Source organism: Streptosporangium minutum (assembly GCF_002149035.1).
Lineage (GTDB): Bacteria > Actinomycetota > Actinomycetes > Streptosporangiales > Streptosporangiaceae > Streptosporangium > Streptosporangium minutum.
Genome location: NZ_NGFP01000237.1, coordinates 1 through 14806, shown reverse-complemented (window position 1 = coordinate 14806; position 14806 = coordinate 1). Strand labels below are relative to the sequence as shown.

Annotated in this window: 16 protein-coding genes; 7 read left to right on the top strand and 9 right to left on the bottom strand. The window is 71.6% G+C overall.

All coding sequences use genetic code 11. The features are described from left to right. Both CA984_RS35215 and CA984_RS35210 read right to left on the bottom strand, forming a co-directional pair. Positions 1-423: helix-turn-helix domain-containing protein (locus tag CA984_RS35215; RefSeq protein ID WP_479725543.1), on the bottom strand; the 423-nt coding region annotated here is incomplete at its 3' end. A 271-nt stretch (positions 424-694) separates the two neighbouring features. Next, positions 695-1177 carry an ATP-binding protein gene (locus tag CA984_RS35210; RefSeq protein WP_165781526.1) on the bottom strand — a complete coding sequence of 161 codons (483 nt, stop codon included), beginning with the start codon at positions 1175-1177 and terminating at the stop codon, positions 695-697. On the opposite strand from CA984_RS35210, the gene CA984_RS35205 reads away from it, so the two are divergent. Next, on the top strand, positions 1161-1406 hold the full coding sequence (locus CA984_RS35205) for a helix-turn-helix domain-containing protein (RefSeq protein WP_165781525.1): 246 nt from the start codon (positions 1161-1163) through the stop codon (positions 1404-1406). The genes CA984_RS35210 and CA984_RS35205 overlap by 17 nt on opposite strands. 504 nt (positions 1407-1910) lie before the next feature. Here the strand turns inward: CA984_RS35205 and CA984_RS35200 are convergent. Both CA984_RS35200 and CA984_RS35195 read right to left on the bottom strand, forming a co-directional pair. Then, a complete protein-coding gene (locus CA984_RS35200) occupies positions 1911-2339 on the bottom strand; it encodes a protein-tyrosine phosphatase family protein (protein ID WP_086577738.1) in 429 nt (142 codons plus the stop codon). Between the two features lie 218 nt (positions 2340-2557). Beyond that, positions 2558-3205 (bottom strand): TetR/AcrR family transcriptional regulator, encoded by a 648-nt coding sequence (locus CA984_RS35195; protein ID WP_086577737.1) that lies wholly within the window; start codon positions 3203-3205, stop codon positions 2558-2560. 83 nt (positions 3206-3288) lie between these two features. Here CA984_RS35195 and CA984_RS35190 point away from each other — a divergent pair, with 83 nt between their 5' ends. Further along, positions 3289-3681 (top strand): VOC family protein, encoded by a 393-nt coding sequence (locus CA984_RS35190; protein WP_086577736.1) that lies wholly within the window; start codon positions 3289-3291, stop codon positions 3679-3681. Positions 3682-3720: 39 nt separating this feature from the next. Further along, a complete protein-coding gene (locus tag CA984_RS35185; RefSeq protein WP_086577735.1) occupies positions 3721-4290 on the top strand; it encodes a hypothetical protein in 570 nt (189 codons plus the stop codon). A gap of 94 nt (positions 4291-4384) precedes the next feature. On the opposite strand, the gene CA984_RS35180 is transcribed toward CA984_RS35185, so the two are convergent. From CA984_RS35180 to CA984_RS35170, 3 genes are all read right to left on the bottom strand, one after another. Then, positions 4385-4684, bottom strand: a complete 300-nt coding sequence (locus CA984_RS35180) for a hypothetical protein (protein ID WP_086577734.1) — start codon at positions 4682-4684, stop codon at positions 4385-4387. 537 nt (positions 4685-5221) lie between these two features. Further along, positions 5222-5611, bottom strand: a complete 390-nt coding sequence (locus CA984_RS47415) for a PASTA domain-containing protein (RefSeq protein WP_207621152.1) — start codon at positions 5609-5611, stop codon at positions 5222-5224. A 168-nt stretch (positions 5612-5779) separates the two neighbouring features. Then, positions 5780-6559 carry a TetR family transcriptional regulator gene (locus CA984_RS35170; protein WP_086577733.1) on the bottom strand — a complete coding sequence of 260 codons (780 nt, stop codon included), beginning with the start codon at positions 6557-6559 and terminating at the stop codon, positions 5780-5782. Between the two features lie 90 nt (positions 6560-6649). Here CA984_RS35170 and CA984_RS35165 point away from each other — a divergent pair, with 90 nt between their 5' ends. From CA984_RS35165 to CA984_RS35150, 4 genes are all read left to right on the top strand, one after another. Then, positions 6650-7933, top strand: coding sequence for an acyl-CoA dehydrogenase family protein (locus tag CA984_RS35165; RefSeq protein ID WP_086577732.1), 1284 nt, complete (start codon positions 6650-6652; stop codon positions 7931-7933). A gap of 112 nt (positions 7934-8045) precedes the next feature. Next, entirely contained in the window at positions 8046-8537 is a 492-nt protein-coding gene (locus CA984_RS35160) for an OsmC family protein (protein WP_086577731.1), read from the top strand. 117 nt (positions 8538-8654) lie between these two features. Next, positions 8655-10964: a xanthine dehydrogenase family protein molybdopterin-binding subunit gene (locus tag CA984_RS35155; RefSeq protein WP_086577741.1), complete on the top strand. Its 2310-nt coding sequence runs from the start codon at positions 8655-8657 to the stop codon at positions 10962-10964. Positions 10965-11422: 458 nt separating this feature from the next. After that, complete coding sequence (locus tag CA984_RS35150) at positions 11423-11764, top strand: histone-like nucleoid-structuring protein Lsr2 (protein WP_086577730.1); 342 nt, start codon at positions 11423-11425, stop codon at positions 11762-11764. A 599-nt stretch (positions 11765-12363) separates the two neighbouring features. On the opposite strand, the gene CA984_RS35145 is transcribed toward CA984_RS35150, so the two are convergent. Next, positions 12364-13527, bottom strand: a complete 1164-nt coding sequence (locus CA984_RS35145; RefSeq protein WP_086577729.1) for an acyl-CoA dehydrogenase family protein — start codon at positions 13525-13527, stop codon at positions 12364-12366. Continuing rightward, positions 13514-14716 (bottom strand): CaiB/BaiF CoA transferase family protein, encoded by a 1203-nt coding sequence (locus tag CA984_RS35140; RefSeq protein WP_086577728.1) that lies wholly within the window; start codon positions 14714-14716, stop codon positions 13514-13516. The genes CA984_RS35145 and CA984_RS35140 overlap by 14 nt, the downstream gene beginning before the upstream one ends. Positions 14717-14806 lie beyond the last annotated feature (90 nt).

Below are 14806 nucleotides of genomic sequence, written 5' to 3'. Positions count from 1 at the left end.
GGTCTCTTCGGGGTCGGGTGGGGGAGCCCAGGGCTCGCACAGGATGTAGTTGACGCCGCCGAGTCTGCCGTCGCGGCCTCGTTCGCGTTCGCGCACGAGGTAGCCATGGGACTCCAGCTCCCTGATGGCGGCGCGGGTGGCGTCGCGGCCGTCGGGGGCGGCGCAGACGATGGTCTTCTCCGAGACCCGGAAGCCGGGTGCGTGGGAGTTCAGCCAGGTCAGGACGCCGCGAGCCTTCCATGACAGCTGCCTGTCGCGGGACCACCGGTGGGCGATCTTGCTGAACAGGCTGATAGGGGCTGTCGCCCGCCGTACGCTCCGTCCGCGCTCCGAAACCGGGGGACAGGGTCGATGGCGGGTGCTGAACGCCTGGTCAGAGGGGGTGTTTGAAATGGGGGCGGGCACGCCGATAGCCTTGGGCATGGATCTTTCTCCTGGTGATGCAGGCTGATTGATCAAGGCCTTGGGCCGGTGTTGATCGCACCGGCTCAGGGCCGTCTTCATTTGCGCAGGTGACCGGATTTCCGGTCGCACCCTTACGGGCTCCTGTGGTCTGTTCACAGCCGCTTTCGCGCTGTGAGGCACTTTCTACACCCGGAACGGGTGCTCAGGTGTCCTGAACGCGTAATGTCCGATCCGCTGTCATGGCCGAGCGGGTCGACCGGCTCAGGCGTCACGGCTTCTCGGGGGCGGATCAGTGATCCGCCGGGAGGCAGGGGAAGGTCAGGCGGCTTCCCGAGTGGGTGGGCAGGGCGAAGGCGACGGCCTTGCCCGGGGTGCCGGCGTCGCCCGAGGTGAAGATCGTGACGGGGCGGACGCGGCAGTGCCCCCGGGAGAGCCGGCGGGCCAGCAGCAGGCCCCGGCCGTTCTCGGCGAGCAGGGGCAGGCCGATCTCCTTCACCGAGCGGAGAAGGTCGAGGATGATGCGGACCTCGTAGAGGTCGGGATCGCCGTCCGCGACCTCGCACCAGGCGGGCACGCCGTACAGGCTGAAGATCCGCAGCTCGTACGGCGGGCGGGCGTGTCTCTCGGCGTTGGCGGCCAGCTCCGCCACGATGACCTCCGCGTCGGCGATGTCGTCCTCGTTCACCCCGGCCCGCTGGAGCACCTCCCGGACGACGGCGCGGGCGCGTCGTGAGGCCGAGCCCGCGTGGAGCACCTTGACCGTCACGCGCACGCCGCCGTGTCCCGTCGCGTCGATCGTCTCCCGGCCGGGATGGGGCCGTCCTGAGCTGGTCAGGGCGCGCGTGCAGCAGGGCATGAGCCAGGAGTCGGTGGCGCAGGCGCTCGGGGTGACGCCGACGACCTGGGCCCGCTGGGAGCGCGGCGAGCAGGGGGTCCGCGCCTCCTACCGGCCCCGGATGGCCGCCCTGTTCGGGGTGCCGGCGGTGGAGGTCGAGCGGTGAATAGAAGGCTGGGGCCACCGGGAGACGTCATCGTGGCCGACCACGGACTCAGCGGACAGCTCACCGGCGGCTACCGTGAGGTCGGCCGCGCTTCTGTGGAGGTTGGAGATGGGACCCGTCCCGGCGTCACCTGCTGGCTTCGCTGCCGTTCGTGCCCTCGGCACTGGGCGAGTGGCTGGTCTCCTGGAACTACGGCACCCCGGCGGCGTCGGCCGCCCGGCAGGGGGCCGGGCGCGTGGTGGGGCTCGCCGACGTCGCAGGCCCCGGTCACGACCACACGAGGGTCTGCGGCCCTGCAGATCGTGCTGGACCGCAGCGGCTCAATGGCCGAATCCCGGCTCGACGGCGCCAAACAGGCATCACCCGACTTGGTTGACCGGTAGAGACTCTGCCGCGGCGTCCGGACGGCCTCGGCGATCGGGGCGTCTCCCGACGGACCCCTCCCGAAGAACGGGTGACCCTCGGGCGCGTGAACGTCCCGAAGGGGTGACCGATGAGCGGGGCCTACCGGAAGCGGGAGACGAAGCGGCGCTGCCAGGGAGTCTCGACGGCGCGCGGGGCGTAGTGCGCGCGGACGTAGGCGACCGCCTCGCGGTTGGGCACCCCGTCGAGTACGGCGAGGCAGGCCAGGGCCGTACCGGTGCGCCCCTGTCCGCCGGAACAGGCGATCTCGACGCGTTCGGTCTCGGCGCGTGCCCATGCCTCGCGCAGCGCGTCGCCGGTCGCCGTGCGGTCGGACGGCAGCCAGAAGTCGGGCCAGCGGAGCCAGCGGTTCTCCCAGGCGACGGGCGGCGGCTGGTGGCCCAGCAGGTAGAGGGCGAAGGCGGGCTCCGGGCCCTGCGGGAGCGGCCGGCTCAGTCCACGGCCGCGGACGAGCCGGCCCGAGGGCAGTCGCAGTACACCCGCCGTCGTGGGCTCCCATGTAGTGATCATGGTGTGATCGTAACGCCCCGCCCGGCCGGCGGGCAGGCGGTTTTCCGCTGCCGGACGGCCCCGGCCGACGCCCTTCCCGCCACGGACGCGGGCGGGCGGGCGTCCGCTGTCCTGCGGCAGTGAGGGCTATGGCGTCCGCTGTCCTGCGGCGCTGAGGGCTACGGCGCTGCGGATCATGGCGTTCCGGGTTACGGCGCTCCGTCTTACGGCGCTCCGGGTTACGGTGCCGCGAGCTTCACGGGGGGATCCGGGAGCAGGCCGTGAGCCAGATGGTCCACAGCCCATGTCTCCCAGCGAGCCATGCTCCACGAGCATTCGCGGGTCAGCACGAGGAAGAGGTCCGGTGACAGCAGCGCGACGGTGACGTCGGCGGCCCGGCGCCGGGTCAGGCCCGGCCTCAGGGCGCGCAGGCCGGCGAGGACGGTGACGAACGTGCCATGGGCGGTGCGTCGTTGCTCGCTGTTCCGCGCCCACTGGGCGGCCATGTCGGGATCGCCGGCCGCCGCGTCGCGCACCACCGCGAGGATGGGGGCGACCCGGTCGAGGATGACGCCGGACTCGTGGACCCACCGCCGGATGACCACCGCCGGGTCCCGCGCCATCCTCAGCGCCGTGAACCAGGGCCGGTCGAGAAGCGGGACGGGCTCGTCGTCGCCCACCGAGGCGACGTCGACGACGTGCTTGAGGAGCTGGCTCTTGCTCCCGTAGTGGAAGTAGACGGTCGGGGCCGACACGCCGGCGGCGTCGGCGACCTCCTGGAAGGTCGTCCCGGTGTAGCCACGGGTGGCGAACAGTCCGTGCGCGGCCTCGACGATGCGGCGCCTGGTCTGCGCGGACCTCCGGCTGAGACCATTGACCTCTGGCATCGAATTATAGTAACACTCTAAAATGTGACTCTAATCACTTCGGGTCCGTGCAGGCGGCCGGTGCCGGCCGGGAGAGGTGATCGATGACGGCGTTGAGCGGATTTCACCACGTCAAGCTGCCCGTCTCCGACGTGCGCGGAAGCATCGAGTGGTACCGGCGCGTGCTCGGCTTCGACGTGGCGATCGAGTTCGTCGAGGCGGGCGTGCTGCGCGGCGTGGCGCTGCGCGACCAGGCGGGCACGCTCATGCTGGCGCTGCGCGAGGAATCTCGGCTGGCCGGGCAGATGCGCGGATTCGACCCCGTCGCGCTCGGCGTGCCGACATACGACGCGCTACGGGAGTGGTCGGACCGCCTGGACGCCACCGGCACGCCTCATTCCGGGATCACCGAGGGCAGCGTCGGATGGCTGATCGGAGGCATAGCCGATCCCGACGGCATCGAGATCCGCCTGTACACCCTGCAGCAGCGCACCTGAGCTCCACCTGCCCGACCTCGACCCCCCAGGAGCATCGGCATGACCACCGTGAACCGTCCAGCGCCGCCCCACCGCCCCTCCGCGCGGGGGGCTTTCCTGCCAGCACTCACTCGTGTCCTCGCCGGACTCGCCCTCGCCGCCGGCTCCGTCGCGGTCATCCCGGCCGCAGCCCAGGGGGTCACCGGGGCGCCGGCCTCCGTGACCGCTCAGAGGCAGGCGGCCTCCTGGAAGTCGTGGGGGCCCCACAGCGCTCCGGGGAAGAAGGCCACGGCCCAGGGCCGGCTCAGGGCGATCGGCATCGACCCCGACCTCGTCCAGCCGGTCGGCACCGTCCAGGTGAGCGGCAAGGTGACCGACCGGACCCGCGACGACTCCGGCTGCGCGTGGGCGGTATTCCGGATCACCTATCGGACCGGCGACGGGAACCTTCCCTTCACCCACAAGTCCTTCCGCAACTGCACGGCCTCGGCCCCCAAGTCCTTCACGTTCTCCCACCGGAACGTCTACCAGGTCGAGCTGAAGGTGTGCAGCCACGGCAAGGCCAGGAAGCCGACCCTGAACTGCCTGTACGGCGGCACCTGGAAGCTCCTCTACCTGGCCTATCCCTGACCCCTGGCGGCCGTACCCGGGCAGGGGGAGGAACCGCGCTCTTCCTGCCGCGAAGAGGGCGCCGGGCCCGTGGCGGGCGCGTCCGGCGGCCCTGTCAGTTGTTGATGCCGGCGCCGCCACCGCTGCTGCCGGGACCGTGGTCGTCGTCGAGGTCGCCGATGACGCCCCTGACGCCCTTGCCGCTGCCACCACCCCCGCCTCCACCGCGCCGGGCACGGCACTTGGCCGGGTGCTTGTGCTTCGAGCAGGGCTTCTGAACAGAAGTGAGATGGGATGCGGAGGTGCTTCTGGCCGTGCTTTCGGCACCGGCGGACTGGGCCGGCATCGTCACCGGAGCGATGAGGGCGGAGGCGACCATCGTTCCGGCCGCGAGAGCGTTCCTGATTTCGATCATGACAGATCACTCCACGTCGAATCGGTTGCGCCCTGGGCGATGCCCGGGCTGACAGGACGCCGTGGCGGCATCGCGGACGACGCCGGCACGGCGTGGGACAGGGACTCCACGCGAGGTGGAGCCGGAACTCCACGTTAGGCGGAGGGAACTTCGGCGGTCATCCAGAGAAGCCCAAAGCCTTCGGCTGATCGGATTACCCGCCGGTGGCGGACGGGCACCGAAAGGGAGTTTTCGGTCACAGTCGGTCACCGTTCGCCGTCGGAGGCCCATGTCCCCATGCGGGGCGACCTCGGGGCCGGATGGCAATGGCCCGGTAGGTCATCCCGGTGCCGGCAGCCTGCGCGCGGTTAAGGATCTCGTCAACCTGCCGACTGCCCGAGGTCCCGGCACGCCTCTCCGCGTCCCGCCGGGCCGTCCCGAGTCGCTCCATGTCCCGCTGCCGTCCCGAGCTTCTTCACGTCCCGCTGGTCCACGCCCCGCTCCCGCTTCCGGTGCTGCTTCCGTTCCCGGTGCCGGGCTCGGGCTTCCGGGCTCCTTCTACTCGCCGTACTTCTTGGCGTACAGGGTGACCGGCGTGTCGGTCGCCACCTTCCGGCCGGCCGCCGGGTCCTGCTTGGTGATCACCCAGTTGCGGTCATAGATCTGGAGCCGGCCCTGGCCTGTGGAGTCCTGGTCGTCCAGGGCGTAGAAGCCCGCCGCCTGCATCGTGTCCTGTCCCTCCTGCAGGTTCATGCCGACCACGTCGGGGAGAGACTTCCTCTCCGCGGCCGGTCTGCCGGTCTTGGCGGGTCCGTCCCCGGCCTCCTCGGCGAGGGGGGCGGGCTGGGGTGTGGTGACGGTCACGGCGGGGACGGCGGCGCCCGCGCCGCCGCATCCGGTGAGTACGGCGCCGAGCGCGATGGTGGGGAGGAGGCGGATGAACTGCATCAAGGGGCTCCCGAGGGTGAGGGAAGGGACGGGTCTGAGACGCGCCCTGATCGCTTTCGGTTCATCTTCCGTCACTCTCCGCTGATTTCCGGGGTCCCGCGCCGGAAGGGCCGGAGGAAACCTGCGTGAAGGCGGTCCGGTCGGCGTCCTCCCGGGGGAGGCAGGCTCTCAGGCGCCGGTCGCGGCGTCGCGTTCGGCGGCGAGCCGGAGGGTCTCCTCCGACAGTGGCGCGAGCAGGAGGGCGGCGACGAGGTCGGTGAGGTGGCCGACGAACAGCCGGTCGTCGGTGTGCGGCCCCGACCGGGCCCGCCGGCCGAGTTCGACCATGGTGAACCGGATGGCCACCAGGCGCCGGTGCAGCCGTACCGCGTCCTGCTGGAGCGCCGGCGCGGCCAGCCGCCGCCAGCGGTGGATGCTCCCGGCGGGGTCGTCCTCCTCGGCCGTGGCCAGTGACGCCGAGGGGTGGCTGATGAGCTCGGCCATGATGCGCAGGTAGGCCGGGCCGCCGTCGGGGTCGGCCAGCTTGGCGGCCGGCGGGTGGACGAGGGCGGAGGCCAGCGGGAGCGCCTGGGTATGGTCGGGCGCACCGGGCCGCGGTGCCCGGGAATGGCCGGGCGCGCCAGGGCGTGGTGCTCGGGGGTGGCCGGGCGCGTCGGGTTGCGGTGCCCGGGGGTGGCCGGGTGCACCGGGCCGTGGTGCTTCGGAGCGGTCGAGCTCGTAGGCGTCGAGCATGGCGTGCCGCCGCTCGTCGACGTCCCTGCCGTGCTTGTCGAGCACGGCGCGCAGCAGTCCGGTCCGGTCGCCGAAGTGGTACTGCAGCGCGGTCGCGTTGCGCGCCCCGGAGGCCCGGACGATCTCGTTCAGGCTGACGGCCCCGATGCCCCGGGTGGAGAACAGCTCCTCGGCCGCGGCGATCAACCGCTCGCGGGTCCCCGCCAGACGTGTCATCACGCCTCCCCGCCGTTGACCGTTAATGCGATCACATTATAAGTTCGCGCCGAACCGAACATTATTCGGACAGGGCATCAGGGAGGCGCCATGTGGGACTTCTCCACAGAGCCGGAGTTCCAGAGGAAGCTCGACTGGATGGACGCCTTCATCCGTGACGAGGTCGAGCCGCTCGACCTCGTCTTCGGCGGTCACGCCTACCGGGACATGGACGACAGGCTGCGCGGGATCGTCGAGCCGCTCAAGCGGCAGGTCAAGGACCAGGGCCTGTGGGCCTGCCATCTGGGCCCCGAGCTGGGCGGTCAGGGGTACGGCCAGCTCAAGCTGGCCCTGATGAACGAGCTCATCGGCCGGTCCGGCTGGGCGCCGGTCATCTTCGGCTGCCAGGCCCCCGACACCGGCAACGCGGAGATCATCGCGATGTACGGCACCGCCGAGCAGAAGGAGCGCTACCTCCAGCCGCTGCTGAACGGCGAGTGCTTCTCCGCCTACTCCATGACGGAGCCGCACGCGGGCGCCGACCCGCGCCTGTTCCGCTGCCGCGCGGTACGGGACGCCTCTGGGGACTGGGTCATCAGCGGCGAGAAGTACTTCACCTCCAACGCCTCGTCGGCGAGCTTCCTGATCGTGATGGCGGTGACCGACCCCGAGGCCCATCCCTACAAGCGGATGTCGATGTTCCTCGTGCCGGCGGACACGCCCGGCGTCGAGATCCTGCGGAACATCGGCACGATAGGCGAGCGGCCCGGCCACGGCGCGCACGCCCACATCCGCTACGACGACGTCCGCGTCCCGCCGGAGGCGCTGCTCGGAGAGGAGGGCGGCGCCTTCGCCGTCTCCCAGGCCCGTCTGGGCGGCGGGCGCATCCACCACTCGATGCGCACGGTGGCGGCGGTGAAGAAGGCCTTCGACATGATGTGCGAGCGGGTGCTCTCCAGGGAGACACACGACGGGTTGCTGGCCGACAAGCAGATGGTGCAGGCCGCCATCGCCGACTCCTACATCCAGATCCAGCAGTTCCGGCTGATGATCCTGCACACCGCGTGGCTGATCGACCAGTCCTCGACCAGGGAGGCCCGCACGCAGATCGCGGCCTGCAAGGTCGCCGCAGCCCGGGTCTTCCACGATGTCGTCTACCGCGCGATGCACATCCACGGCGCACTCGGCGTCTCCAACGAGACGCCGCTCGCCAGGCTCTGGCAGAGCGCACCGCTGATGGGCATCATGGACGGCCCCACCGAGGTGCACCTGGCCTCCATCTCCCGACGGGTGCTGCGCGGCTACTCCCCGGCCGAGGGGCCGTGGCCGACCGAGTTCCTGCCCGACAGGATCGCCGCCGCGCGGGCCAAGTACGGGCTCTCCGGGAGCGGGTGACGGGGGCGGCCGCCGTCCGCCTGTGCTCGCGCCCGGCCCCGGTGTCGTGGAGCCGGAGTCACAACGGACACAATCACCACGGGCACAGTCGCATCGGACGAAGGAGAAGGCGATGGCGAGGGTTCACCACTACGAGGTGGACGTGACGTGGACCGGGAACAGCGGCACCGGCACGAGCGACTACCGCTCCTACGAGCGGGCGCACGAGATCGGCGCCGACGGCAAAACGCCGATCGCCGGCTCGTCCGACCCGTCGTTCCGCGGTGACCGGGACCGGTGGAATCCCGAGGAGCTCCTGGTCGCCTCGCTGTCGCAGTGCCACATGCTCTGGTATCTCGGCCTGTGCGCCAACGCCGGAGTCGTGGTCACCGCCTACACCGACCGCCCGCGCGGCACCATGCTGGAGGAGGCCGGGGGCGCCGGCCGTTTCGAGGAGGTCGTGCTGCGGCCCCGGGTGACCGTCGCCGCTCCGGAACAGGTCGAACGCGCGACGACACTGCACGGACGCGCCCACGAGATGTGCTTCATCGCCAACTCCGTCAACTTCCCGGTCCGTCACGAGCCCGTCATCCTCGGCGAGCCCGCGACCGCCGCGAGCCCGTGACGGTGGCGAGCCCGTGACGGTGTGATCGGCGGCTCGGCCCGCGCCCGCGTGGCCGGGGCCGGGGCCGTACGGCACGGCGGTCTTGGCGAAGGCGGTGGCGGCGCTCACAATCAGGCCATGAGCGATGGTCATCCGTACGTCGGCGCCAGGGCTCCACGCCGGGAGGACTCCCGCCTGCTGGCCGGGCGGGGGAGGTTCGTCGGCGACGTCCGCCTGCCCGGCATGGTCCACGCGGTGGTCGTCCGCAGCCCCATAGCGCACGGGCGGGTGACGCGACGCGCCGTCGAGGCCGCCCGCGCGGCCGACGGGGTGCTGGACGTCATCACCGCCGAGGACGCGGCCACGGTCCGGCTGCCGTGCGTGTCCCTGGCGCCGGGACAGCGTGAGAGCTCCTACCCGGTGCTGGACGAGGTGATCCGCTACGCCGGACAGCCGCTCGCCGTCGTCGTCGCGCGGACCGCGGAGGCCGCCCACGACGCGGCCGGGCTGATCGGCCTCACCTTCGAGGAGTCGCCCGCCGTGATCGGGGTGGAGACGGCGATCGGGAGTGACGCCCCGCTGCTGTATCCCGGCTGGGGCACCAACCTGGTCACCGACTTCACGGTCGGCGACGCCGACTGCGAGGAGGCGTTCGCGGGCGCGGCCCATGTCGTCGACATGACGTTCCGGCTCGGGAGGGCCGCGCCCAGCCCGGTCGAGCCGCGCGGGATCGTGGCGGCCTACGCCGAGGAGACGCTGACGATCTGGGCCGCCGCCCAGGCCCCCCACCATGTGCGCGACCACGCGGCCGAGGCCCTCGGGCTCCCCCACCACCGGGTGCGCGTCATCGGATGCGACGTCGGGGGAGGGTTCGGCGCGAAGGAGCACCTCTATCCCGACGAGGCGCTGGTCTGCCTGGCCGCGATCCGCCTCGGCCGCCCCGTGACGTGGACCGAGTCGCGCAGCGACCACCTCGTGGCCACGCTGCCCGCCCGCGACGCGGTGCACCGGGGCCGGCTGGCGCTGGACACCGACGGCCGTTTCGTCGCCCTGCACTGCGACATCCTGGGCGACCTGGGCGCCCACCCGTCGAACGTCGGCATCGCCCCGATGGCCGTGTCGGCCATCATGCTGCCCGGGCCGTACCGTTTCGACAGGGTGGGGGCACGGCTGCGCGCCGCCGTCACGACGACCACGCCGACCGGCTCCTACCGGGGATTCGGCCAGCCCGAGGTGACCTGGACCAGGGAGCGGCTGATCGACGAGGCGGCGCGGCGCCTGGGGCTCGACCCCGTCGAGGTACGGCTGCGCAACATGATCGGCCCCGAGGAGCTGCCCTACGCCACCCGCACCTGGCAGTCCTACGACTCGGGAGACTATCCGGGCGCCCTGCGGACGCTGCGGGATCTCGCGCGGGCCGTGCCGTCGCGCGACGGGCGCAGGCGCGGGGTGGGGTTCTCCTGTCACGTGGAGGCCACCGGCATGGGGCCGTCCATGGGGATGAAGGCCGCGGGCCAGGCCGCCGGCGGGTTCGAGACCGCGATCGTGCGGATGGACCTCGACGCCTCGGTCGTCGTGCACGCGGGGGTGGCGGGGATGGGGCAGGGCATCGAGACCACGCTGGCCCAGCTCGCCGCCGACGCGGTCGGCGTGCCGCTGGACCGGGTCCACGTGGTGCTCGGCGACACCTCCGCCACGCCGTACTCCCCGGTCGGCTCCATCGCGAGCCGCTCCCTCGTGGTCGGCGGCGGAGCCCTGAACCGGGCGGCGGACCTGCTGCGCGACAGGATCGTGGCCATCGCCGCCCACCAGCTGGAGGTGGCCCTGGACGATCTGGAGATCATGGACGGCGTCGTACGGGTGAAAGGCGATCCCGCCGCTCACCGGACCCTGAGGGAGATCGCCACCTCGGCGTGGCGCGGCTGGGACCTGCCCGAGGGGATGGCGCCGGGCCTGGAGGAGCGGGTCACCCACGACCCCAGCGCCTACACCTACGCCTACGGCGCGCACGCGGCGGCGGTGGCCGTGGACGAGGAGACCGGGGCCGTCGAGGTCGAGGGCTACTGGGTGGTCGGCGACTCCGGCGTGCTGGTCAACCCGGCGATCGTCGAGGGCCAGCTGAGGGGCGGGGTGGCCCAGGGGATCGGCATGGCGCTGACGGAGGAGGTCGTCTACTCCCCGGACGGGCAGCCCTCGGCGGACTACCTCCTGCCGACGGTGCGGGAGATCCCGGAGATCGCCGTCGTCCTGATGGAGACCCCGTCCCCCATCACGCCCGGCGGCATGAAGGGCGCGGGTGAGGCGGGCACGATCGGCCCGCCCGCGGCCGTCGGCAACGCGGTGGCCGCGGCCCTGCCCGAGATCGCCGGCCGGATCACCGCCACCCCGCTGACCCCGCAGGTCGTGTGGTCCCTGCTCGGCGCGGACGGTGAATCCGGAGGAGTTTGACGGACGGCCCGATTCCGGGAATGCGGTTCAGGCGGATCCGGTCGGCGGACCCCGGAAAGAAGGTCCACCCGGGTCTCGCCGGCAGGCCGCCGAAAGAGGGTTCACACGTGGCTGATCGGCGGGCCGCCGAAAGAACTCGCCCCGCATACCGGGGCCGGCGCACTAACGGGACTGCGCGGGCCCCGGTCTTTCCTTACTTCTCTGTTGCCATCCGCTTCACTTCCAGGGCATGAGGAGACGGGCGGGCATCTGATCCGGATGAGACCTTGAGGCGGGTTCTTGAGAGTCTTGGCCCTATGCCTCATAGTCTTTTGGCTGATATTGGTTTCCCTGTCCGCCCGCATGGAATTGCAATGAAAGAGAAGATGTACTGGAGCGACTAAGCCCCTTCGCCCCGCAGCGTCTAGTGGAGCCGCTAAGGTACCGCCAGCATCTAAACGTCGTTTTGGAGGGTGATCATGGCCAAGCAGATCGTGGAGACTTTCATCGACGACCTTGACGGTGGTGTGGCAACGGGCACCGTCGCCTTCGCCATCGAAGGTTCGTCCTATGAGATCGACCTGTCGGAGGAGAACGCGGACAAACTGCGTGCGGTGCTCGCGCCGTTCATCACCAAGGCCCGTCCGGTGCGCCAGGAGCGACCGGGACGTGGCCGCAGGGTCAGCGCCGCCGGTGGGCGCGCTCTGGACCGTGAGAAGAGCGCGGCGATCCGCACGTGGGCGAAGGAGCACGGCCTCAACGTCAGCGAGCGCGGCCGGATCGCCTCGAAGGTCGTTGAGCAGTACGAAGCGGCGCACTAGCCGGCGGAGAGGCTCTCCCGCCTGAACGGAGGCGGGGAGCTTCTTTCCGTCCACTGCTGCGGTGACCGGCGGTCCTTGGACCTGGTTTCTACCGGTTGCATTCGTGTCTGTGATTATCCTGCGCTTAATCCTGTTCATGGCCGGGGACGGTCCGCGTCCATGTGGAAACCGGTGAGAGCGTAACCGTCCGGGCGAGTTAACCCCGCCCCGTCGTCAAACCGGCGGAACAACTCCAGAACCGCCGCCCGGCGGCGGCGGTGAGATGGAAGATCCCCCGTGAAATCGTGGTGGCGCCCGCTTGCAGAACTGTGATGGCGCCCGCCTGCAGAACCGGTGCACAAGCCTGCGGATAGAACCGGCGCACAAGCCTGCGGAGAACCGGCGCACAAGCTCACGGATAGAACCGGTGCACAAGCTCACGGATAATGGTCCGCGGAAACAGAGAAAGTCTCCTCTCTGCGGCGAGACCCGCAGAGAGAGGGGCTTTCTCCGCACCACCCGCTGGGATCGGGGCGGCGCGGGTCATCCCGGCAGCCGGCCGGAGGCGCCCCCGTCCGGCCGAGGGTCAGCGAAAGGCCAGGGCCAGCGGAGGGCGAGGGTCAGCGGAAGGCGGAGTGGCCGGTGACCGCCCGGCCGAGGGTGAGGGCGTGGATCTCCGCGGTGCCCTCGTAGGTGGCGACGCTCTCCATGTTGACCATGTGGCGCATCACGGGGTACTCAAGCGTGATCCCGCTGGCCCCGTGGACGCTGCGCGCGGTGGCGGCCACCCGCTGGGCCGCGCGGACGTTGGCGAGCTTGCCGAAACTGACGTGTGAGGGGTGGGCCCGTCCCTCGTCTTTCAGGCGGCCGATCCGCAGGGCGGTCAGGTTGGCCTGGTTGACGTCCACCAGCATGTCGGCGATCTTCCCCTGGGTCAGCTGGAAGGCGGCGATCGGCCGACCGAACTGCGTGCGGGTCTGCGCGTAGTCCAGCGCCGCCTCGAAGCAGTCCCTGGCCGCTCCCGCCGCGCCCCACACGATGCCGAACCGGGCCTCCGACAGGCATGTCAGCGGGGCCTTGATGCCCTCGGCGAGCGGCAGCGCCGCCTCGTGCGGGAGCCGTACGCCGTCGAGGACGAGTTCGGAGGTGATCGAGGCCCGCAGCGAGAGCTTCCCGTGGACCACGGCGGCGGACAGGCCCGGGGTGCCCCGGGGGACGAGGAACCCGCGGATGCCGTCCTCGGCCTGGGCCCATATGACGGCGACGTCGGCGACGGCCCCGTTGGTGATCCACATCTTGGTGCCGTCGAGGACCCAGTCCGTCCCGTCCCTGCGGGCCCGGGTGCGCATCGAGCCGGGGTCGCTGCCCGAGTCGGGCTCGGTCAGGCCGAAGCAGCCGAGGGCCTCGCCGGCCGCCATGCGCGGCAGCCACTCCAGCTTCTGCTCCTCGGACCCGTACCGGTGGATCGCGGTCATCGCCAGCGAGCCCTGGACGGACACCAGGCTGCGCAGCCCGCTGTCCACGGCCTCCAGCTCGCGGCAGGCCAGGCCGTAGCTCACCGCGTTCGTTCCCGCGCAGCCGTACCCCTCCAGGTGCATGCCGAACACGCCCAGCGCGCCCAGCCCCTTGGCCACCGCGTGCGGGTCGGGGATGGTGCCTGCCTCGAACCAGCCGGCGACGTGCGGCTGGAGCTCGGCGCGGCAGTAGTCGCGTACGGCGTCGCGGATCGCTCGCTCCTCGTCGTCCAGGTCGCGGTCGACTTCCAGGAAATCATGCGGGTTCAACGGGGCCTCGCTTGGCTTGGTGAGTGGCTTGACGGATGACGCCCGCCCGCCCCAGGAGGGCGATGCGGTCGTCGGTGACGCCGAGCTCGGTCAGCAGCTCGTGGGTGTGCTGGCCGAGCAGCGGCGGGGGAGCGATGTCGCGGTCGGCGGGGACGCTCTCCAGGGTGAATCCGGTGCGGACGAGCTCCAGCGGGCCCGCGGTCGGATGCCGGACCTGGAGGGTCGCGCCGTCGGCCGTCCGGATCGCGTCCAGAACGCCCCGGATCTTGCCGGAGGGGACTCCGGCGGCGCCGAGCAGCGCGATCCACTCGTCCACCGGACGGGTCAGGAAGACGGCGGCGAGCTCGGCGATCAGCGCGTCGCGGTCGCGCACGCGCCCGGCGTTGGTGCGGAAGCGGGCGTCGGCGCCCAGGTCCTCCCGCCCGATCGCCGCGCACAGGGCGCGGAACAGCCGGTCGTTGCCCGCGGCGACCACGAACCGGCCGTCGGCCGCCTCGAACGTCTGGTACGGCACCACCGTCGGGTGCGCGTTGCCGTAGGCGAGCGCCTCCTCGCCCGAGACCAGCGCGCTCTGCGCCACGTTGACCAGCCCGGACAGCGCCGAGCCGATGAGCGACACCTCGACCCGCTCGCCCTCCCCCCGGGTCGCCCGCCGGTGCAGCGCGCCCAGGATCGCGACGGCCGCGTTGAGCCCGGCGAGCACATCGGTGATCGCGACGCCGACCTTGCTCGGGATCTCGCCGGTGATGTGCATGTAGCCGCTCTCGGCCTGGATCGTCGCGTCGAAGCCCGGCCGGTCGCCGCCCGGGAACCCGATGATCGAGCAGTACACGACGCCCGGGTTGGCCTGCCGTACCGACTCGTGCCCGACGCCCAGGCGCTCGGCGACCCCGGGGCGGAAGTTCTCGATGACCACGTCCGCGTCCGCACACAGCCGCTGGGCGATCTCGCGGCCGGAGGGGTGCTTCACGTCGAGCGCGACGCTCCGCTTGCCGCGGTTGACGGCGAGGTAGTAGGCGGCCTCGCCGCCCGCGTACGGCGGGCCCCAGGCCCGGGTGTCGTCGCCGTGCTCCGGATGCTCCACCTTGACCACGTCCGCGCCGAGCTCGGCGAGGATCATGGTGGCGTACGGCCCGGCCAGGACCCGGGAGAAGTCGGCGACCCGGATCCCGCTGAGGGGGCCCGTCACCGCCCCTCCCGCCGGCCCGGAACAGCCGGCGCCCGCCCGTCCGGACGGCGGACCGGGCCGCCGTGCCGGGGCCGCCGGGCGGGGGAGGGG

Bases quoted from the DNA above. Each gene is read 5' to 3' on its own strand.
- CA984_RS35155 (WP_086577741.1), top strand. From the start codon at position 8,655: ATGAGCGATGGTCATCCGTACGTCGGCGCCAGGGCTCCACGCCGGGAG.
- CA984_RS35195 (WP_086577737.1), bottom strand. From the start codon at position 3,205: ATGCCAGAGGTCAATGGTCTCAGCCGGAGGTCCGCGCAGACCAGGCGC.
- CA984_RS35150 (WP_086577730.1), top strand. From the start codon at position 11,423: ATGGCCAAGCAGATCGTGGAGACTTTCATCGACGACCTTGACGGTGGT.
- CA984_RS35170 (WP_086577733.1), bottom strand. From the start codon at position 6,559: ATGACACGTCTGGCGGGGACCCGCGAGCGGTTGATCGCCGCGGCCGAG.
- CA984_RS35200 (WP_086577738.1), bottom strand. From the start codon at position 2,339: ATGATCACTACATGGGAGCCCACGACGGCGGGTGTACTGCGACTGCCC.
- CA984_RS35165 (WP_086577732.1), top strand. From the start codon at position 6,650: ATGTGGGACTTCTCCACAGAGCCGGAGTTCCAGAGGAAGCTCGACTGG.
- CA984_RS35160 (WP_086577731.1), top strand. From the start codon at position 8,046: ATGGCGAGGGTTCACCACTACGAGGTGGACGTGACGTGGACCGGGAAC.
- CA984_RS35180 (WP_086577734.1), bottom strand. From the start codon at position 4,684: ATGATCGAAATCAGGAACGCTCTCGCGGCCGGAACGATGGTCGCCTCC.
- CA984_RS35190 (WP_086577736.1), top strand. From the start codon at position 3,289: ATGACGGCGTTGAGCGGATTTCACCACGTCAAGCTGCCCGTCTCCGAC.
- CA984_RS35185 (WP_086577735.1), top strand. From the start codon at position 3,721: ATGACCACCGTGAACCGTCCAGCGCCGCCCCACCGCCCCTCCGCGCGG.
- CA984_RS47415 (WP_207621152.1), bottom strand. From the start codon at position 5,611: ATGCAGTTCATCCGCCTCCTCCCCACCATCGCGCTCGGCGCCGTACTC.